General features: G+C 55.8%; 13 protein-coding genes and 1 pseudogene. 4 read left to right on the top strand and 10 right to left on the bottom strand.

Annotation, left to right across the window (positions count from 1 at the left end; genetic code table 11):
• The 3 genes and pseudogenes from BO1_RS60810 to BO1_RS59815 form a co-directional block, all read right to left on the bottom strand.
• A pseudogene (locus tag BO1_RS60810) lies at positions 1–206 on the bottom strand (hypothetical protein); the annotation flags it as partial.
• Positions 207–556: 350 nt separating this feature from the next.
• Positions 557–844 carry an SDR family oxidoreductase gene (locus tag BO1_RS59820; protein WP_156992681.1) on the bottom strand — a complete coding sequence of 96 codons (288 nt, stop codon included), beginning with the start codon at positions 842–844 and terminating at the stop codon, positions 557–559.
• An 18-nt stretch (positions 845–862) separates the two neighbouring features.
• Positions 863–1,030 (bottom strand): hypothetical protein, encoded by a 168-nt coding sequence (locus BO1_RS59815; protein ID WP_156992679.1) that lies wholly within the window; start codon positions 1,028–1,030, stop codon positions 863–865.
• A gap of 309 nt (positions 1,031–1,339) precedes the next feature.
• On the opposite strand from BO1_RS59815, the gene BO1_RS61835 reads away from it, so the two are divergent.
• Positions 1,340–2,929: a methyl-accepting chemotaxis protein gene (locus BO1_RS61835; protein WP_028222479.1), complete on the top strand. Its 1,590-nt coding sequence runs from the start codon at positions 1,340–1,342 to the stop codon at positions 2,927–2,929.
• A gap of 1,246 nt (positions 2,930–4,175) precedes the next feature.
• Here BO1_RS61835 and BO1_RS59810 read toward each other — a convergent pair.
• Positions 4,176–4,319 (bottom strand): hypothetical protein, encoded by a 144-nt coding sequence (locus tag BO1_RS59810; RefSeq protein WP_156992677.1) that lies wholly within the window; start codon positions 4,317–4,319, stop codon positions 4,176–4,178.
• Positions 4,320–4,720: 401 nt separating this feature from the next.
• Positions 4,721–5,737 carry a phytanoyl-CoA dioxygenase family protein gene (locus BO1_RS40670; protein ID WP_028222477.1) on the bottom strand — a complete coding sequence of 339 codons (1,017 nt, stop codon included), beginning with the start codon at positions 5,735–5,737 and terminating at the stop codon, positions 4,721–4,723.
• A gap of 138 nt (positions 5,738–5,875) precedes the next feature.
• On the opposite strand from BO1_RS40670, the gene BO1_RS40665 reads away from it, so the two are divergent.
• A complete protein-coding gene (locus BO1_RS40665; protein WP_028222476.1) occupies positions 5,876–6,865 on the top strand; it encodes a GlxA family transcriptional regulator in 990 nt (329 codons plus the stop codon).
• A gap of 69 nt (positions 6,866–6,934) precedes the next feature.
• Here BO1_RS40665 and BO1_RS40660 read toward each other — a convergent pair whose 3' ends face one another.
• The 3 genes from BO1_RS40660 to BO1_RS58470 all read right to left on the bottom strand — a co-directional run bounded on the left by BO1_RS40660 (position 6,935) and on the right by BO1_RS58470 (position 10,964).
• The gene (locus BO1_RS40660; RefSeq protein ID WP_028222475.1) at positions 6,935–8,452 is read right to left on the bottom strand and encodes an AMP-binding protein; all 1,518 of its coding nucleotides are present in this window, start codon (positions 8,450–8,452) and stop codon (positions 6,935–6,937) included.
• Positions 8,449–9,615: an acetyl-CoA acetyltransferase gene (locus tag BO1_RS40655; protein ID WP_028222474.1), complete on the bottom strand. Its 1,167-nt coding sequence runs from the start codon at positions 9,613–9,615 to the stop codon at positions 8,449–8,451. Before BO1_RS40655 ends, BO1_RS40660 begins: the two co-directional genes overlap by 4 nt.
• 170 nt (positions 9,616–9,785) lie before the next feature.
• On the bottom strand, positions 9,786–10,964 hold the full coding sequence (locus tag BO1_RS58470; protein ID WP_245644037.1) for a LuxR C-terminal-related transcriptional regulator: 1,179 nt from the start codon (positions 10,962–10,964) through the stop codon (positions 9,786–9,788).
• Between the two features lie 443 nt (positions 10,965–11,407).
• On the opposite strand from BO1_RS58470, the gene BO1_RS40645 reads away from it, so the two are divergent.
• Complete coding sequence (locus BO1_RS40645) at positions 11,408–12,106, top strand: CerR family C-terminal domain-containing protein (protein WP_028222472.1); 699 nt, start codon at positions 11,408–11,410, stop codon at positions 12,104–12,106.
• Between the two features lie 968 nt (positions 12,107–13,074).
• On the opposite strand, the gene BO1_RS40640 is transcribed toward BO1_RS40645, so the two are convergent.
• Positions 13,075–13,908, bottom strand: a complete 834-nt coding sequence (locus tag BO1_RS40640) for an SDR family oxidoreductase (RefSeq protein WP_028222471.1) — start codon at positions 13,906–13,908, stop codon at positions 13,075–13,077.
• A gap of 367 nt (positions 13,909–14,275) precedes the next feature.
• Positions 14,276–15,118, bottom strand: a complete 843-nt coding sequence (locus BO1_RS40635; RefSeq protein WP_245644036.1) for an SDR family NAD(P)-dependent oxidoreductase — start codon at positions 15,116–15,118, stop codon at positions 14,276–14,278.
• Between the two features lie 298 nt (positions 15,119–15,416).
• Between BO1_RS40635 and BO1_RS40630 the strand changes: the two genes are divergently transcribed.
• Entirely contained in the window at positions 15,417–16,127 is a 711-nt protein-coding gene (locus tag BO1_RS40630; RefSeq protein WP_028222469.1) for a TetR/AcrR family transcriptional regulator, read from the top strand.
• Positions 16,128–16,134 lie beyond the last annotated feature (7 nt).

Genomic DNA, 16,134 nt, shown 5'->3' with positions numbered 1-16,134 from the left:
TCTAGGCAGCCCATGAGACCCGCGAACGCAGTGACTCCGAGTACCGAAAAAGTCATAACAACGTCGAAGATTGCCGAACGCCCAAGCTCTTCGATTCGAAGCGAATCTAAAAGCAGATAAGCCACTAAGGTTGCCATGGAGATAAACAGGAGAGCCACTAGAATCCGTCGCTCATCGTGCGTGCACCTTTGCACCAATCGATTCATCGCATATCCTCCCCTACGACATTCGAATCGTTCCGAAAAACTCCCGACCGCAATCGAACGAATCGTACGAGGAACGCACTAAACACCGACAGCGTCTGCGCAAGAAGTGTGAGGGTATTGCCGCGCGAGAGCGTGGACTTCTGCACGCCTTGAGTGGCGCATTGAAATCTGTGACCGGCGGGACGGCCGCGTAAATCGCTATCCAAGAGGTACATCGTTTTTCTCCGATTGGCTCATGCCTGGCGGGCACTCACCACGCCTCTTCTTGCTAATCGTAGGCGAACAGAGAGATATATGCAACTCGTAGTTCGATTAAACGAGTCGGTGTTTTCACTACCCGACTTGCAGACTCACGCCTTCCCCCCTTGTTCTCGAGTAGAAGCTGCAAGGTAGCTCCGCGGATGGGATTGGATCGGCCCATTGCGACTATGCAGTGTCCTAGAGCGCATATCGTCTGTGGCAACATGGAATCCACCGTCAATGACAAGCAGCTTGCCGGTGACAGGATCAGTCGCGGACGACGCAAAGAAGAGCAACGCCCCTGCCATTTCGGACGAGACGCCAACACGACCGAGAGGAGTGCACCACTTGCGAGACCTTCGCCCGACAAGCTGTGTCACTGCTGCAGCAAGTAGCATGGAAGCATCCCCTCGAAATCAACTGCCGGACGCGGCCCCTTCGCCCTTAGGGTAGTACGGTTCAATCGCCGACAGCACACGCCACTTCAGAACGACATTTTCCATCGCCACGAGGAAGCGCTGGAATGTGCTCACTCGCTTCTGAACCACACTTGTCGCTACTGCAATGCGGATAGTGATCTTCATCACTACCTGTCCGTTCCGTGAAGTTTTCCACACCATGCTCGGTTCCCTCTGTGACGGGGCCGAACCTGATCAACCATTGTTTCCCTAGTTTCGCGTGTGGCATCGACCTAAATATTTTGGAATACTCTTCATGTTTGAGAACGCCAATGATATTCTCCCGATGACCTATTTGGTGCACCCGTCGTCGTGCCGGACGCACTCTAGAGCCGAATTGCAGGACGGCTGAGGTACCGGGAGAGAGAAAGCTTAGACTCTCCCCTCAGAAGACGATTCGAAAAAACAGGTTCGCGTAAAAATCAAGGAAAAGGGATGGTAAACGAGAGTGGCAGGCTACTTGAGTTTGAGCTTGGGGACTCGGAGTTGATGGTTTCCTGCGTCGATGCACGATCCCAGGTCTTGTACTCCAACTCCGTATACCAAAGGGTGACGGGCTACACGCTGCAAGAAATACAGGCCATGCCCGGTTCTAGTCGCATACGAGACGTACCCCCTCAGGTTTTGGCTGATCTGGGTGCTTCTATACAACGTGGTCAACCGTGGAGCGGGTTGGTCAAGTCGGCCTGTAAGAATGGAAGACATGTCTGGTGCCGACTGAACGCCGCACCACTTTTCTCCCGTGGGAAGTACATCGGGTCCCTGATGGTTCTCAGCAAGCCAGCTCCGCAAGAAGTCGCCAAGACTGAGAAGGCTTACCGCATGCTGTTGTCCGACGCGACGGGAAAGATAGGGTGGTTACATGGGCACCTAGTGCACAGGAACCTTGTAGCCAAGGCTCTTGAGAAAATTCGCTCTTTCGGCCTGAAGCGCTACATCTGGGGTGGACTGTCTGCAATTAACATCATCGGAATCACCCCCTCCCTTGTGTTGCAAGGTACGGCCACCCTTTCGTTCTGGGCCACGTCAGCCATTCTTCTGGTTGTAACTACGATCGTCGGAATGGTTCTAATGAACGTCATTGTGACACCAGCGGAAGATGCGCTTAAAGTGGCGGCACGAATGGCCGCCGGTGATCTTAGCGCCACGACTACAAGCTCCAAATATGATGAAATCGGCGAAATCATCCGGATTCTGAACCAGGTAAGCATCAATATGCGAGCCACGGTTATGGACGTACGCGACGGCATAGGTGCAATGCAACAGGCGACAACAGATATTGCATCTGGAACGCTAGACCTGTCAGACCGCACCGAAAATCAAGCAAGCAGTCTGGAACAGACAGCGGCGTCCATGGAAGAAATCAGCGCCACGGTCGGAAACAATGCAGATGCAGCGCACGAGGCAAGTCAACTGGCTGCAATGGCGTTCGACGCCGCAGAGGACGGCGGCAGAGTGGTTGGGAAAGTCATCGAGACAATGGAGGGAATTGCCCGTTCGAGCGGGAAGATCTCCGAGATAATTTCCGTGATCGACGCAATCGCATTCCAAACCAACATCCTGGCACTGAACGCGGCAGTCGAAGCCGCACGTGCGGGAGAGCAAGGACGAGGTTTCGCGGTGGTGGCTGGCGAGGTTCGCAATTTAGCACAGCGAAGTGCACAGGCCGCCAAGGAGATCACGACACTAATTACTGAAAGCGTGGAGAAGGTGGACAACGGATCAAAGCTTGTTGATTCGGCTGGCACGACCATAGCAAATATCGTCTCCAAAGTGCGCGGCGTAACGGACCTTGTCGGTCAGATTGCGAACGCCTCGCGGGAACAGTCGGCAGGGATCAGTCAGATAAGCGAAGCCGTCGAGCAATTAGACCAGATGACGCAGGTGAACTCAGCTCTAGTCCAGGAACACACTGCGGCAGCGAACAGCCTGAAATCGCAAACCGAACGGTTAGTGGAAATACTCAGCGTTTTCACCTTGTCGCCCGATGACGAAAGCCTGCTCCTGACTCGCCCTCCTCAATGAGAAGACTTTCGAACATAGAGGTGCCGTTGCAACCAGAAGGGCTGCGCCGCCATGAGGTCGCATTCAGAACCGACTTCGTCTTTATGGTCAATCTGATCGACTCGCACCGCGTCGACCAGGGCTTCTTTTGAAGTGTTCGGACCAAATTGCTGCCCAAGGAACCTGACAACTACGGCACCACTACCTGGAGATCGACGATTTGTGAGCGGCGTCGATTTCGACGCGGCCCTCACGCGGCTGACGATTCAGATCGACTTCACTGCCGACACTCGTCTTCCGTATCCGGCAGTGGCTGGCGCCCCCCTCCTATTAGCTACTTCCACCAAATAAACATACCACGCCAACTCGTCACCCTCAGCCCACCACGAGCACTCACTGAATCAAGCTCTGACGGGCATAGTGCATCACGAGTTCGCTAACAGATTCTACGCAGAGCGGGGCGGTCTCCCAATGGTGCGGAAAGAGACCGACGGACATCCCGTGCTCCGTTGCTAAGGCGATAAGTTCACCACAATCGACAACCGATCGAACTTGCAAGGCCGGTACCAACTCGTATCCGGCGCCCGCTTGAATCGGCATCAATAGCGCGACCGGAGAAGGAAAATAGTGCGCCGTATAGCCACGTACAGAAAAGCCGAGCAGATGTTAGATGAACGTCTCATACAATCCGTCCTTGCGATTGAACAGCACAGCAGGCGCGACCAGAACGCTGTGCAGGTTGAGTCCGTCAGCGAAATACGCCCCTGAAAATTCAGGCGTAGCTACACATTCCTACTCTATGGATCCGATCGCCTCAGCGGCAAATCCCGTCGGAGGCGTACTAGTAGTCGACACGTAACCAATTACCTCTCCTCGTGTCAAGACTGTCAACGTATAGTCTTGGTCATCGACTATGACATCCAGGGCAGAATTCTCCTTGGCTACGGCACAGGCGGCTGCCCCGAACTCGGTCGCTAACGAATCTGCGCTGACAGCGATTGCAATTTTGGGGCACGCATCCGTGTCCGGTTTGATTTGCTTCGTGGTATCGGCCTCCAGAATCTTCATCATCCTGACGTGCCTGAGGAGTATTTCGCCACGGATAAGCAACGACGCTCCCGCGGACTCCTAAATGGAAATTATTCCCTGCAAGACGTCACCACGCGAAATGTTCAGTGCTCTTTCTATTTTTCCAAACGACGAGATTCGACAACAGCAAAGAAGGTTTCCGAGTACGGCCTATCGAAATTCACCGCGCTCCCCATATTTAGTCAAGCAGCCTTAACAATGCACACATTTTGGTATGAATTTCCTCATTCGCCCCACCCGAAGCGAATTCGGTGACCCTGAGCCTGTCCGGCGTGAGCTCGCGCACGCAGCGGTCGGCGATGATCGGATCGACCACGCCCAAACCACTCTGCAGCAGCCTGCAAGTTTCGAGGATCGTGTACTGCTCGTCTCAACAATGCGCCGAGTCGACATCGTGACACTTGCGAAGGGCTCGTGCAATTGGCGAGACCGGCGCTGTACGACGCTTAATGCTGTGCTCGAGCGCAGTGCGGCGAAAGTCGCATGCTGCGTTCTTCCGGGGCCGCGTTCCCGGAAGGGAGCGCGGCTACCCAATTGGCGGGGTAAAGTCAGCATAACCAAGACCAACCACCAATATGCAGTGGTATTGCCAATAGCGCTGCCCGCGCAGTTACTCGTTTAATCTATTTCATGGACGAAACAGACAAGTATTCGAAGGAAGTGCCGCAACGCGGCCCTCTTCGTGCACCTCAGTCTGCGGAACGCAGTATATCTTGTGCCCGATCAGTGAATCGATCGGACCAGCGTTGCAACCCGACCATCTAGTGAATTCACGATTACTGTTTCTCTGGGCTTGAAGGTGTTCGGGATATCTGCACCCTCCCGCTTCTTGCCGTCCGCACTACGCACATAAGTCTGGGCATCGATCGCATAGATCTCTTCCGCACCAGTCCTTTCATTGCGAAGCGTCAACTGCTCTTCCGACAAACTAACCAGTTCACCAATTGACGGAACTTTGCCCGAGGCCTCAGTGACGCGAATGTCTAGCGACAGGCGAAAGCGATCCTTAGAGATATTGGTGAGTCCACTGTGGGGTAGATTGAGATCAAAAATGACGATGTCGCCAGGCTCGAAATCTGCACTCTTCCATCCCTCCATTGAAACCACATCGGCGGGAATAGGGAACAGAGGTGGCTTGGTCAGATCATGCAGGATTGGCCCGCGGTGTGCGCCTTCAATCCACGCACAGCCACCGACCTCCCAGTCGATGTTGTCGAGGGGAATCCAACAGATCTTCATCTCCATCCCCCGACTGTAGAAGCCGTCCTGATGAGGATAGATAAAGCGATCTGCGACAGGATCACTGATCGGCGGATTGGCACGATATTCGGCGATCGGCAGCCAGAAAGGATCGGCCCCCAACAAGGACTTCATAGATTCGTTGATCTGTGGGTCCTCGGTGATCATTGTGTGGATGTTGCGCTCACTGAATTCGCTGATGCGGGATAGCTCCGCGACACTAATGTCCTTGCCGTCGAAGCCAGAATGATTGTAGCGGTTCACGTTTACGTCTGCGTCGATCAGCCCATTCCGCTGGAGATAGTCGATCCAGACACGCCGCATTTTGGCAATCACATTTTGGTCGAGGACACCTTTGAAATACCAGTACCCATCCCTCTCCCAAGCCCGCCTAAGCCCCTCACGGTCACCAATCAGATGGTTCGCCGTCTTGAGTGTCCCGATCCTGCCTGTCTCGATTGCCTCGGCCCCCTGGACCGACAATTCTGTACTATCCACCATGAAAAGTCTCCTCTTCGAATCCAGCTTCGTTTATTCGATCGCTTCGCAGACTGATCTTGGCATCTGATTGAGTATCAACCCATGGCGGTTTTCGACATAATTAGGGGGTGAATCCAACACTCGGAAAGGTGGCAAAGGATGTCCGGTTTTGCGGCAATTGGTCTTGAAGGTGTTTACATGTCGAGCCTCGGATGCTTCATCGACGCGTTCGAGCTCATCCGTCGCCAGGTGCCAGTGCTGTTCCATACCAGAGAACGAGTGGCCATGCAGACGCAGGTCTATTTTCTGACGCCTGACGGGCGCCCCGTGCGTATGGCCGACGGTCGAACACTATCTGCAGACGGACAACTCGACAAGCAGTCCCAATATGACCTGGTACACCTGCCTGGATTCGTTGTCGGAGACGAACCTTCGCTCGACGCCAAGCTGGCAATTGCCGGCCCATTGTGCTCATGGCTCCAGCACCAGCACACTGGGGGTGCCGTAATCTCGGCAAGCGGCTCCGCTGTGTTTTTGCTTGCAGAAGCAGGCCTCCTGGACAGCGGCATGACCGCCTTGACCAGGCCCTTAATTCCGCTTTTCCGGAAGCGTTATCCGAAGGTTCAGGTTTCGCCACAAGTACCTGTGGTTGAGCATGGGCGGATTCTCACTGGGAGCGGCCTTGCGGCCGACACTATGCTTTTGGCGCAGGTTGTGGAACGTGTGACAGCACCCCAGATCGCTAGATGGCTGGGTGACGTAACCGGGCTGCATCAGGCTTCCGAGGACCAGCTTGCGGAAGACCCTGTCGTGGCTAACGCGCAGCTGTGGCTAGAGGAGCGCTTTGCGCAAAATGTCAGGATAAGTGACCTCGCAAAGGCGTTAGCCATCAGTCAACAGACACTGCTACGCCACTTTCAACGCCATCTAAATACGACACCTCGAGATTATGTCCGCAGGCTACGCGTGGAGTCCGCGCAGCAATTGCTCCTGCGCACCAGCCGGTCGATCGACCAGATTGCGGCGCTGGTCGGCTACGACGATGTACACTCCTTTCGCGAGGTGTTCCGGGAGCTCACCGGTTTCAGCCCGAGCCGTTACCGGGCTGCCCACAAAAAGCCCGGCGATCTCCTGCACGATGAAGATTAACCAGTTCCGACAGTAAGTTTGGCTCCTTTAGTGATCGTTGTCGCTGAGGCTTTTGTAGCTATCGCAGCCTTATTCAATGAGCCAACCACGCAACTCTGTCTTCAAAACCTTGCCGTAGCTGTTCTTGGGCAATGCCTGCGCGAACCGGTAATGCTTCGGGCGCTTGAAGCGCGCAATATGCTGCAGGCACCACGCGTCAAGATCTTCACTCGTTGCCTCACAGTTTGCGTGAAGCACCACGAAAGCCACTGGAACCTCACCCCACTCGTCGTCCCGCTGGCCTACCACCGATACTTCCGAAACCGACGGATGCGCAAGAAGTGCCTCCTCCACCTCGCGAGGATAAATATTCGATCCTCCTGAAATAATGAGATCCTTCGACCGATCCTTCAGCGTGAGAAATCCATCCTCATCCAGGGTACCGGTGTCGCCCGTAAAAAGCCAACCGTTGCGAATGGTGTCGCTCGTTGCAGCGGAATTCTTCCAGTAGCCAGCCATCACGGTGGAGCCACGCACGACCACCTCACCGATCTCTCCTTTCGGGCTCGAACACCCGTCGCTATCGACGACGTCGACTTCTACTAGCGAGTGTGCGACACCCACCGAGGCCGCGCGCAGCGACCAGCGAGGATGCTCCGTATCGGCAAGATGACGACGCCTGAGTACCGTGATCGTCATCGGGCTTTCGCCCTGACCGTAGATTTGAACGAGGCGTGGTCCGAGCGTATCCAGTGCAAGCTGGAGGTCGTTCATGTACATCGGACCTCCCCCGTAAATAATCGTCTTGAAACCAGCGATCCCTCCTTCGAATTCGCGAAGATGATCGACGAGCCGCTTGACCATAGTCGGAGCCGCGAACATCGCAAGGCGTCCTACCCGCTGAGCGAGGTCGGTGAGTTCCTTGGGCTCAAAGCCGCCGGAGCGAGGCACAAGGTGGCGGGCGCCTCGCAGTATGTAAGCGTAATGGTAAAGCCCCGCCCCATGAGACATCGGTGCGGCATAGACCATTGTGTCATCGACCTCGATATCGTCGACATCAAGACAATAACAAGCGGCCATCGCCATCAGATTTTGATGGGTTTGCATGACACCCTTCGGACGCCCGGTTGTCCCCGAAGTGTAGAACAGCGAAGCGAGCGCATCCGGTTCCCGGTGATGCAGATCGATCGGGTGGGTCTCAAGTGCATGCGCATACTCCTCAGAGCCAAATACAACGCATCGCCGCGTACCGACGTGCACGTCGTCGAGTGTCGCAAGCAACTCGGCCGACACGAACAACACGTCCACCTCGGCGTTATCCAGGATGTACTCTAGCTCCCGGGGATGCAGCTTGCAGTTGACTGGCACGGTAACCGCACCGGCCCAGTAGATCGCCTGCATTGCCTCCAGATACTGTGGACAGTTGGCAGAGTAAAGAGCGACGCGCGCACCAGGCTGCACGCCGCATTGCGTCCGCAAAAAGGCCGCAAGCGCCGACGTGCGAGCCGCAAGCTGTCCATAGTCGAGCCACGGCTCGTCGCCATGCAGCACCGCTAGCCGTCGAGGAAAGACCGATGCCGTGCGCTGTAACCAACATGCGATGTTCACCGGCTGCGCTCCAGAATGCTGACATAGCTTGCCACCGCTGCGCCACCCATATTGAAGACGCCCGCGAGTGTGGCGCCAGGAATCTGCATCGCGCCTGCCGTGCCGGTCAGTTGCATCGCGGCGATCGCATGCATCGACACACCAGTAGCACCGATCGGATGTCCTTTTGCCTTGAGTCCGCCGGAGGCGTTGATTGGCAGCCGCCCACCGCGGGTCACCACGCCTTCTTCAATCAAACGATATCCCTGCCCTGAATCCGCGAGGCCCATCGCTTCGTAGCTCAGCAACTCGGCAATCGTGAAGCAATCGTGGACCTCGGCGAACGAAAGATCGTCGACCGCGCATCCGGCCTGCTCCAGCGCCTTGCGCCACGCACGCTTCGGACCCTCGAACGAGGTCACGTGACGGCGCGCCAGTGGAAGATAGTCGTTAATCTGCGCGCGCGAACGGATCGAAACCGCGCGCGGAAAGTCCGCCACGGCATCGTCCGACGCCAGAACCAAGGCCGCTGCGCCGTCGGAAACCAGCGAGCAGTCCGTCTTGCGCAGCGGCGAGGCAATCATGGGATTTTTTTCCGAGACAGTATTGCAGAATTCGAAGCCCAGATCGCGGCGCATATGCGCCCAGGGATTGTTCATGCCGTTGGCGTGATTCTTTGCGGCGATGCGTGCAAGCGTCGCCGAGTGGTCACCGTGCTGCGCGAAATATTCTTGCGCGATCGTGGCGAAGATTCCCGGAAAGCCGCCGGGTGGGTTCCCAGACTCGCCCGAATAGGCACAGTCTCCAAGAATGCGGGTGACCTCCGCTCCGGACACGCCAGTCATCTTCTCGGCGCCTATAACAAGCGCGACGTGCGCACGTCCCGCTTCGATTGCATCGCACGCCGCGTAGAGTGCCGCAGCCCCTGAGGCACATGCGTTCTCGACACGCACAGCGGGCTTCCATCTCAAGCCGTCGCAAGAATTCAGGCATAGCGACGAAGCGAAAATGTCGGGCGAGAGACCGCCATTCAGATTGCCCAGCCAGACGCCGTCAACATCCGCGCCCTGAACGCGTGCATCGCTCATCGCCTCGCGGGCCGCTCGCACGATAAGGTCCTCGAGGCTTGCGCCGTCGAGTCGGCCAAAGGGCAAGTGCGCCCATCCTACGATCGCGACTCCCATTCAATTCTCCGGTTGATGTGTAGTGCGCAAAGTTACCCGCATCGCGAACGACCGGGCAGTCGTCAAATTACCTTAGGGTCAACACCAGAAGTTGACTCGCAAATTCACTTCCTTAAGCGTCCGAGTCCAAGAGCGCGCCAAGTGAAGCGCGCACTCGCTAGCATGCGCGCTCACCGCTCTCGCCCCACCAGTATGCCAATCAACTCGGCGGCCGTCACTGCACCGAACTTGCGCATCAAACGCGCGCGATCAGCCTCGACGGTTCGATGGCTGATTCGCAGCTCTCGTGCAATCTGCTTGCTGCTCCTTCGAATGACCAGGAGTTGCGCCACCTCGCGCTCACGCTGGGTCAGGTCGCTCGTCACACGACGCACCGAGGAAATGTCTTCGAATGTCCAGAGCGCGGCGGCGAACGGTTCTGCACGATTCCAGGCACGCCCCGACACATGGCACCAGAACGGGCTGCCATCGCGCTTTCGCATGATGCGCTCGTCCGAATAAAACCCTGTCTCCCTAATGACGCGCCACGCGCGCTCGCTGACGTGCCGGAATTCGTCATGCGATGGGTAGAGGCTCTCCAGCGACCGGCCAACAAGTTCGTCGCGCGTGCACCCAAAGATCTCGCTAAACGCGTGATTGCAATTTACAACCACGCGCTGTCGCGATACGAGGAGGCCGACGGGCGCCATATAAAACGCGTGCGCAAAACTGTCGATGGGATCGTCAGACGCAGCGGATTGCCGATCGATTGAAACGCCTATATGTCGAACGAAGGCTCCACTGGAAGGCATGTCAACGCCCGGCCTTGCCGCGCTGCCCCACTCTGCGGCCTGGCGCGTCGCGCACAAACTGGCAGCCCACCCGAGATCCTCTACGGATTTCGTGAGCCTATCGGCGCTTTTCCATACCCGGCCAACGGTCGACGCCGAGACATTCGATTCACGAGCAACGCGTCGAGTACTAGGCGAATTCGTCGCGCCATCTGGTTTCCGGAAGGCAATCGCCGCAACCAATTGATCGTCGATCAATTTCGGGGCACCGCTGCGACGCAGATCGGTCAAGCCCTCCACGCCGTAGGCGATGAATCGCCGGCGCCATTTGGAGACCGTATGGGCCGAGGTCCGTACGCGAGCTGCCACCACGACGTTGTCGAGCCCTTCTGCACATGCCAACACGATCTGGGCGCGTAGTGCCATTGAGGGGCCATCACTGCTCCCGTTCACAAGCTCACCGAGCTTAATTCTGTCCTCACGATTCAGTTTCAACTGCAGTTTCGGCCTTCCTTTCATCCCCTCTTCGCTCCGCATGTACGAACATACCGTTACCGTCCAGTGGATGCGCTTATCCAATGACTATCGGACGCATGAGGGTCTGATGTGATGGACGACGGGTTCCAGATTTTCCCTAGGTACGAATGTACGCACGAAATATCATAATTGCAACTAGTTGTTTAATTTATCAATGTAATTCTGTTACCCACCGTAGGCCGTTGCAATGGCGGGCGCCTGAAAACGCTTGTGGATCCACGGACATCCTGTCCAACCGATTCGGTGCTGCATGCGAAGGTCGCGAGGTCTCCCCCCTAATCGACGGCTGGCCAGGGGAACTGTGACCATTGACTCCACGCGCACTGAAGACGGTCTGTCAAATGGAGGCTCGGGGACCTAGCGAGGACTAAGGAAAATCTCAGCCCGCGCACGTGAGGCTTGACAACCATGGATGGTCACAACTAACGTCGTGCCACTCGTCATTCGTATTCGAGGCTGGTCGACGAGCGGCAACGAGGGCGCATTTGAGACGAGCAGTTGAAAACGGCTACGCGCGAGGCCACGAAACTCGTGCACGGATTATTTCCGCGGCATTGACACTATTCGGTGCGCAAGGATTCGATGGCGCCTCGACGCGAGATATCGCGGAATCCGCGGGCGTCAATGCTCCCGCACTGCTGTATTATTTCGGCAACAAGGAAGGAGTGTATCTCGCGTGTGTCGAGCATATCGCCACAACCATATCGAACCATCTGGCTACTCCGCTTGACGCCGCGCAAGTGATGCTTGCCGCCGACGCTTCGGATGAGGAATTGATCGAGGCATTCCGGTCTATACAAGACTGTCTTAAAAGGTATCTTTTTACGTCTACGGAACCCGATAGCTGGCGTCTATTCATGGCAAGAGAACAAGCTGGTCTAGGCCCACTGTTCAAAGACGGTCAGGTCAGTGATCGTCTCCAGACCCGCATTCTTCCAATGTGCAGCGCAATCGTAAGACGACTAATGGGCTGCAAAACAGCATACGAGGAATCAATGGTCCGGGCGATCGCTATCACAGGCCAACTCGTTTCGATTCACCTTACCCGTCAATCCGTGGCATCAGCGCTCGGCTGGAAATCGATTGATGCAGATAGGGTCGAACAGATTTTCTATGTAATTGATGAACAAACCGTAACTTTGCTAAAGAATTTGGCCGATAAGAAGCGCGTAAGTAAGTCATAGCATGGTGCAACACCGCGACGCCCAATTCCAGCAAGATCCCGCTCTGCATTCAAGCAACCACAAGCCGACGAATTGAAGCTTTGGCAACCGAAACTGCACCGGAGGCGCGAGCGCGTTACAATCCTGCGGACGGTCTCCGTCGGGAGCGCTCCCGCAGATGTAGAAGATTAATGAGGCTTGCCTCGGCTAGAACGCCGGCTTCTCCGCGTGGTTCATATCGCTCGTCACCTTTTTCCGTACCGATTCGATACTAGCCCGTTGAATTATTCGTTTTCCGACCTTTGTATGGTCGCGGCTAGCGCACCCCCTAATTGCTCGCACTCTAACACGCGCCCATTACCAAGCGATTCGGTTCAGGCGGGAACACGCACCACGTACCGTCGCCGTGCCGGAAGAAGAACATCCCAACCGGGCCTGTCGGCCGATCTACCTCTACACGCACATAGCACCACTGACTCGACCGAACACGGCTGAAGCGTGTTACGCGAACCGGCACAGATGGAATTGGTGCAAGCCACTTCTCCACCTGCGAACGTAAGGAACGTTCTCGTGCATTCATTCCTTTCTCCTTCGGTGCGTTTTCGGTTTTTAGGTGCGCGATTTTGCAAGCACTGCGAGCAACCTAAAACTTACATCACGCATATTTGGTGCCATATTTCTGACTCAGCACACCAGGGAAATTCCAATCAAAGAACGCATCGCTGGCATTCCGCTCGAGATAGCTTGCAAATGTAGGAAAGAGGAAATAACTCGACCTGAATCGAGATGCTTTTTTCTCGTATTCGCTCCTACTACTCGCGCTTTCTATTGACTCGACATATTCTCCGATTGGCCCGAGCGCAACAGCTTCTTCGCAATCACGTAATTCGCCATAAGGAACAGGCCTTCACGCTTTTACAGTGACAGCGCCTTGCAACCCACCGTATACCCGATATAGTTCGTGTTATTGAGGCATCGACATTCGAGTTTTACGAAATCGTATTTCGGCTCGAATGAGGCTGCAAATACATCACGTCGCGGTGATTTGATACTAAGTGCTGGCCGCCGTCAACGACCAGCGTTGTCCCTGTGACACCCCTCGCGCCCGCGAGATAGATGGCGGCCTCCACAATATCTTCTAATCGGGATCCCCGCCCAAGCGGTGTCCGCCGATGTGCGTATTCGAATTGTTCGTCGGTTTGCTCGCCAGACACGAGTGTCAATCCAGGCGCCAATCCTACTACACGTACTTTCGGAGCCAGCGCCTGCGCCAAAGCTACCGTTGCGTTTCCCAAAGCAGCCTTGGTGGCGGTGTACGACAGGTAATCCGGGTTCATGTTGAACAGCTTCTGATCGAGAACATTGATCACGACGCCGCGCTTTGTTTCATCGTCGACTGCGCCAGTCGGAATGGACTCGTATAGCGCGCGGGCAAGCAAAACCGGCGCGGCCAAATTGATCGCCATGAGTTTATTGAGAAGTGGGAACCCAAAAGTTTGAGCTGTGTCTTCTTCAAATCTAGACGCACAGTTCACAACGCAGTCCAGTCGGCCAAGAGATTTGACGCATTTTGGAATCAGTTCAGCAACCTCTTCTTCCTTTTCCAGGTCAGCTCGTAAGACAATAGATCTACTGCCGAGAGCAACTATCTGCTGTGCGACTGTGCGAGCGGCATCTTCAGATTCATTGCAGTGCACAGCCACATCCCAACCTCGCGAGGCAAACCCAAGAGCAAGCGCGCGCCCAATGCGCAGCGCTGCACCGGTCACTAGCACTCTCCGTCGTTCCGTCTCACGAGTTGGATGAAGTGATGAATTACTCATTGAAACCACCGATCTCCGAATATACGACTCCCTCAACAAACAAGCTCCGCCAGCACTTACTTCGTGTCGCGCAATTGCCCCTCGTTTCCATACGAATGCCCAGACGCGACACCATAGCACCCGCGCTCCTGCGCCCGCTCAGCATCTCCATGGTCAACCGCTGAGAATATATGTAAACGAATAACGTATCACAGCCGGCGGTGATCACAGTTAAGCGCAACAAAGTCGAGTGTGCGATACGTCCTTCGAACGTAATATGACCGGATGCTAACCAGCCGGAGCCGTTTATCCTTTCTCGGATACGCGCTAGCACATTGCCGGCCGGTATGTTCCGTTTGCGTGCCGGCGCACTCGCCTGATATGGCGACTATTGATGAACCAGATCGTATGCTGCAAGCGCTGCGATCTGGGTAACACCACCGTCCACGGGCAAGCATGTACCGGTAATGAATCGCGACTCATCGCTTGCAAAGAACAGTGCAGCAGCTGCAACGTCCCACGCATCACCTTCCAGGGAAAGCGGTGCGATCTTGCGACGGCGTTGACGGGCCTGTTCGTTAAGCATGCTTTCGACCATTGGTGTGAAAATGTGCCCTGGCGCGATGGCGTTGGCCCGCACACGGTCGTGGCCATACATCACTGCGAGTTCCCGCGTGAATCCAACCATGCCGGCCTTCGACGAACCATACGCCGCGGACCCGTGACTACGTATGCCGGCAACAGAACCAATGTTGACGATTGCACCACCGCCTCTCGCTACAATCTTCGGGACCGCACTACGACTCATCAAAAATGCGCTTTTCAGATTCACGTCGATCACGCGGTCCCACGCTGCCTCATCAACGTCCTGCAGGCGCCCCGGTGCGCCCGAGATCCCAACATTGTTCACGAGTATGTCCAAGCCACCATATCGCTCAACCGTCTCGTCCACAATGCGCGCACAGACTGCACCGTCAGTAATATCACCCGTCGAAACGAAGGCTTGGCCACCTGAATTCGTGATCAATTCCAGCGTTTCCGCGGCCCTCTCGTACTGTTGATCAACGAGGCAAACTGATGCGCCCTCCGCCGCGAAAAGACAGGCGATGGCTTTGCCAGTTCCGAAACCCTGGCCGAGTGACCCTGCGCCAGTCACGATCGCAATCTTGCCGCTCAAACGTTGATGAAACTCTTTTGGAATAGGCATGCTGTAATTGAATAGGTTTGTCAATCGCCACCCAGAAAGTTCGCGCGGGTGCGTGCTCGGAATCTTTTTCCATACGCCTCACCAAGGCGTCGCCATCGCGATTAGCTTAGCCCTGCGCCTCCTATAATGCAACATATAGTTGCATTATAGGAGGCAGGTGGTCTCAAGAGACTTCGGTGGTCAGGCTGTTCGTACTCTTACCAACTTTGAAGCAGACGAAGACAGGATTGCACGTGCTCCTCGCCCCAGAGGGCGACGGTGTTGGCAACCCATGGGTTCATCAGTAAACTAGTGCCCTGATTCCATCGTCAAAAACTCATCAATGTCCAAACCTAAGACCGTTCTCGCTCCCGACGGAGGCTCGCGGCCCGCTACGCCGGGCAAGCCCCGAGCAGCTGGTCGGCCCACCCACGACGACGCACTTCAGCTACGCGAGCGGCTACTCGATGCAGCCAAGACCGTCTACATGATGGAAGGTTTCGGGTCCGCCAAGGTCGACAAAATTGCCGCTCTGGCTGGCGTCAGCAAGACGACCGTTTATCGCCAATTCGGCACGAAGGAAGAACTCTTTCGTGCCATCGTCTGGCGCGGCATGGCCGACCTAAGAGGCAAGATCGCTCAGCACCTTGACCCGGATCGCGACTTCTCGACGAACCTTGCTGCGCTGATCGACGCGCTCGTCGAGTACATGGCAATTCCAGATAGCGTGCACACTTCCCGGATGGTCATTGGCGAGGCGATACGCTTTCCCGACATTGCGAAGCAGTTTCTGCAGTTCGTAGAGACAATGCTTGAGCCGCTCAAGGACTTCCTGGACGCCGCGGCAGCCAACGGGCTGATTGATATCGACGATCCTGCGAACGCGGCACGGGATCTACTTACGCTGATCACTGGTGCTCCCGAAGTACACCTCGCAGTGCGGACCTCGCGTAAAGAGCGCAAACTTAGGTCGGAAAGAATCCATCGGCTTCTAATGACCGCCTGGAAGTATCGCGCGACAGCCGTTAAGATTCGTAGCAAATCTATGATATGACGTTCGC

It is taken from the genome of Paraburkholderia oxyphila NBRC 105797, from assembly GCF_000685075.1.
GTDB classification, from domain to species: Bacteria; Pseudomonadota; Gammaproteobacteria; order Burkholderiales; family Burkholderiaceae; genus Paraburkholderia; species Paraburkholderia oxyphila.
The sequence above is the reverse complement of the archived record's forward strand: the minus strand, read 5'-3'. Positions and strand labels throughout refer to the sequence as shown.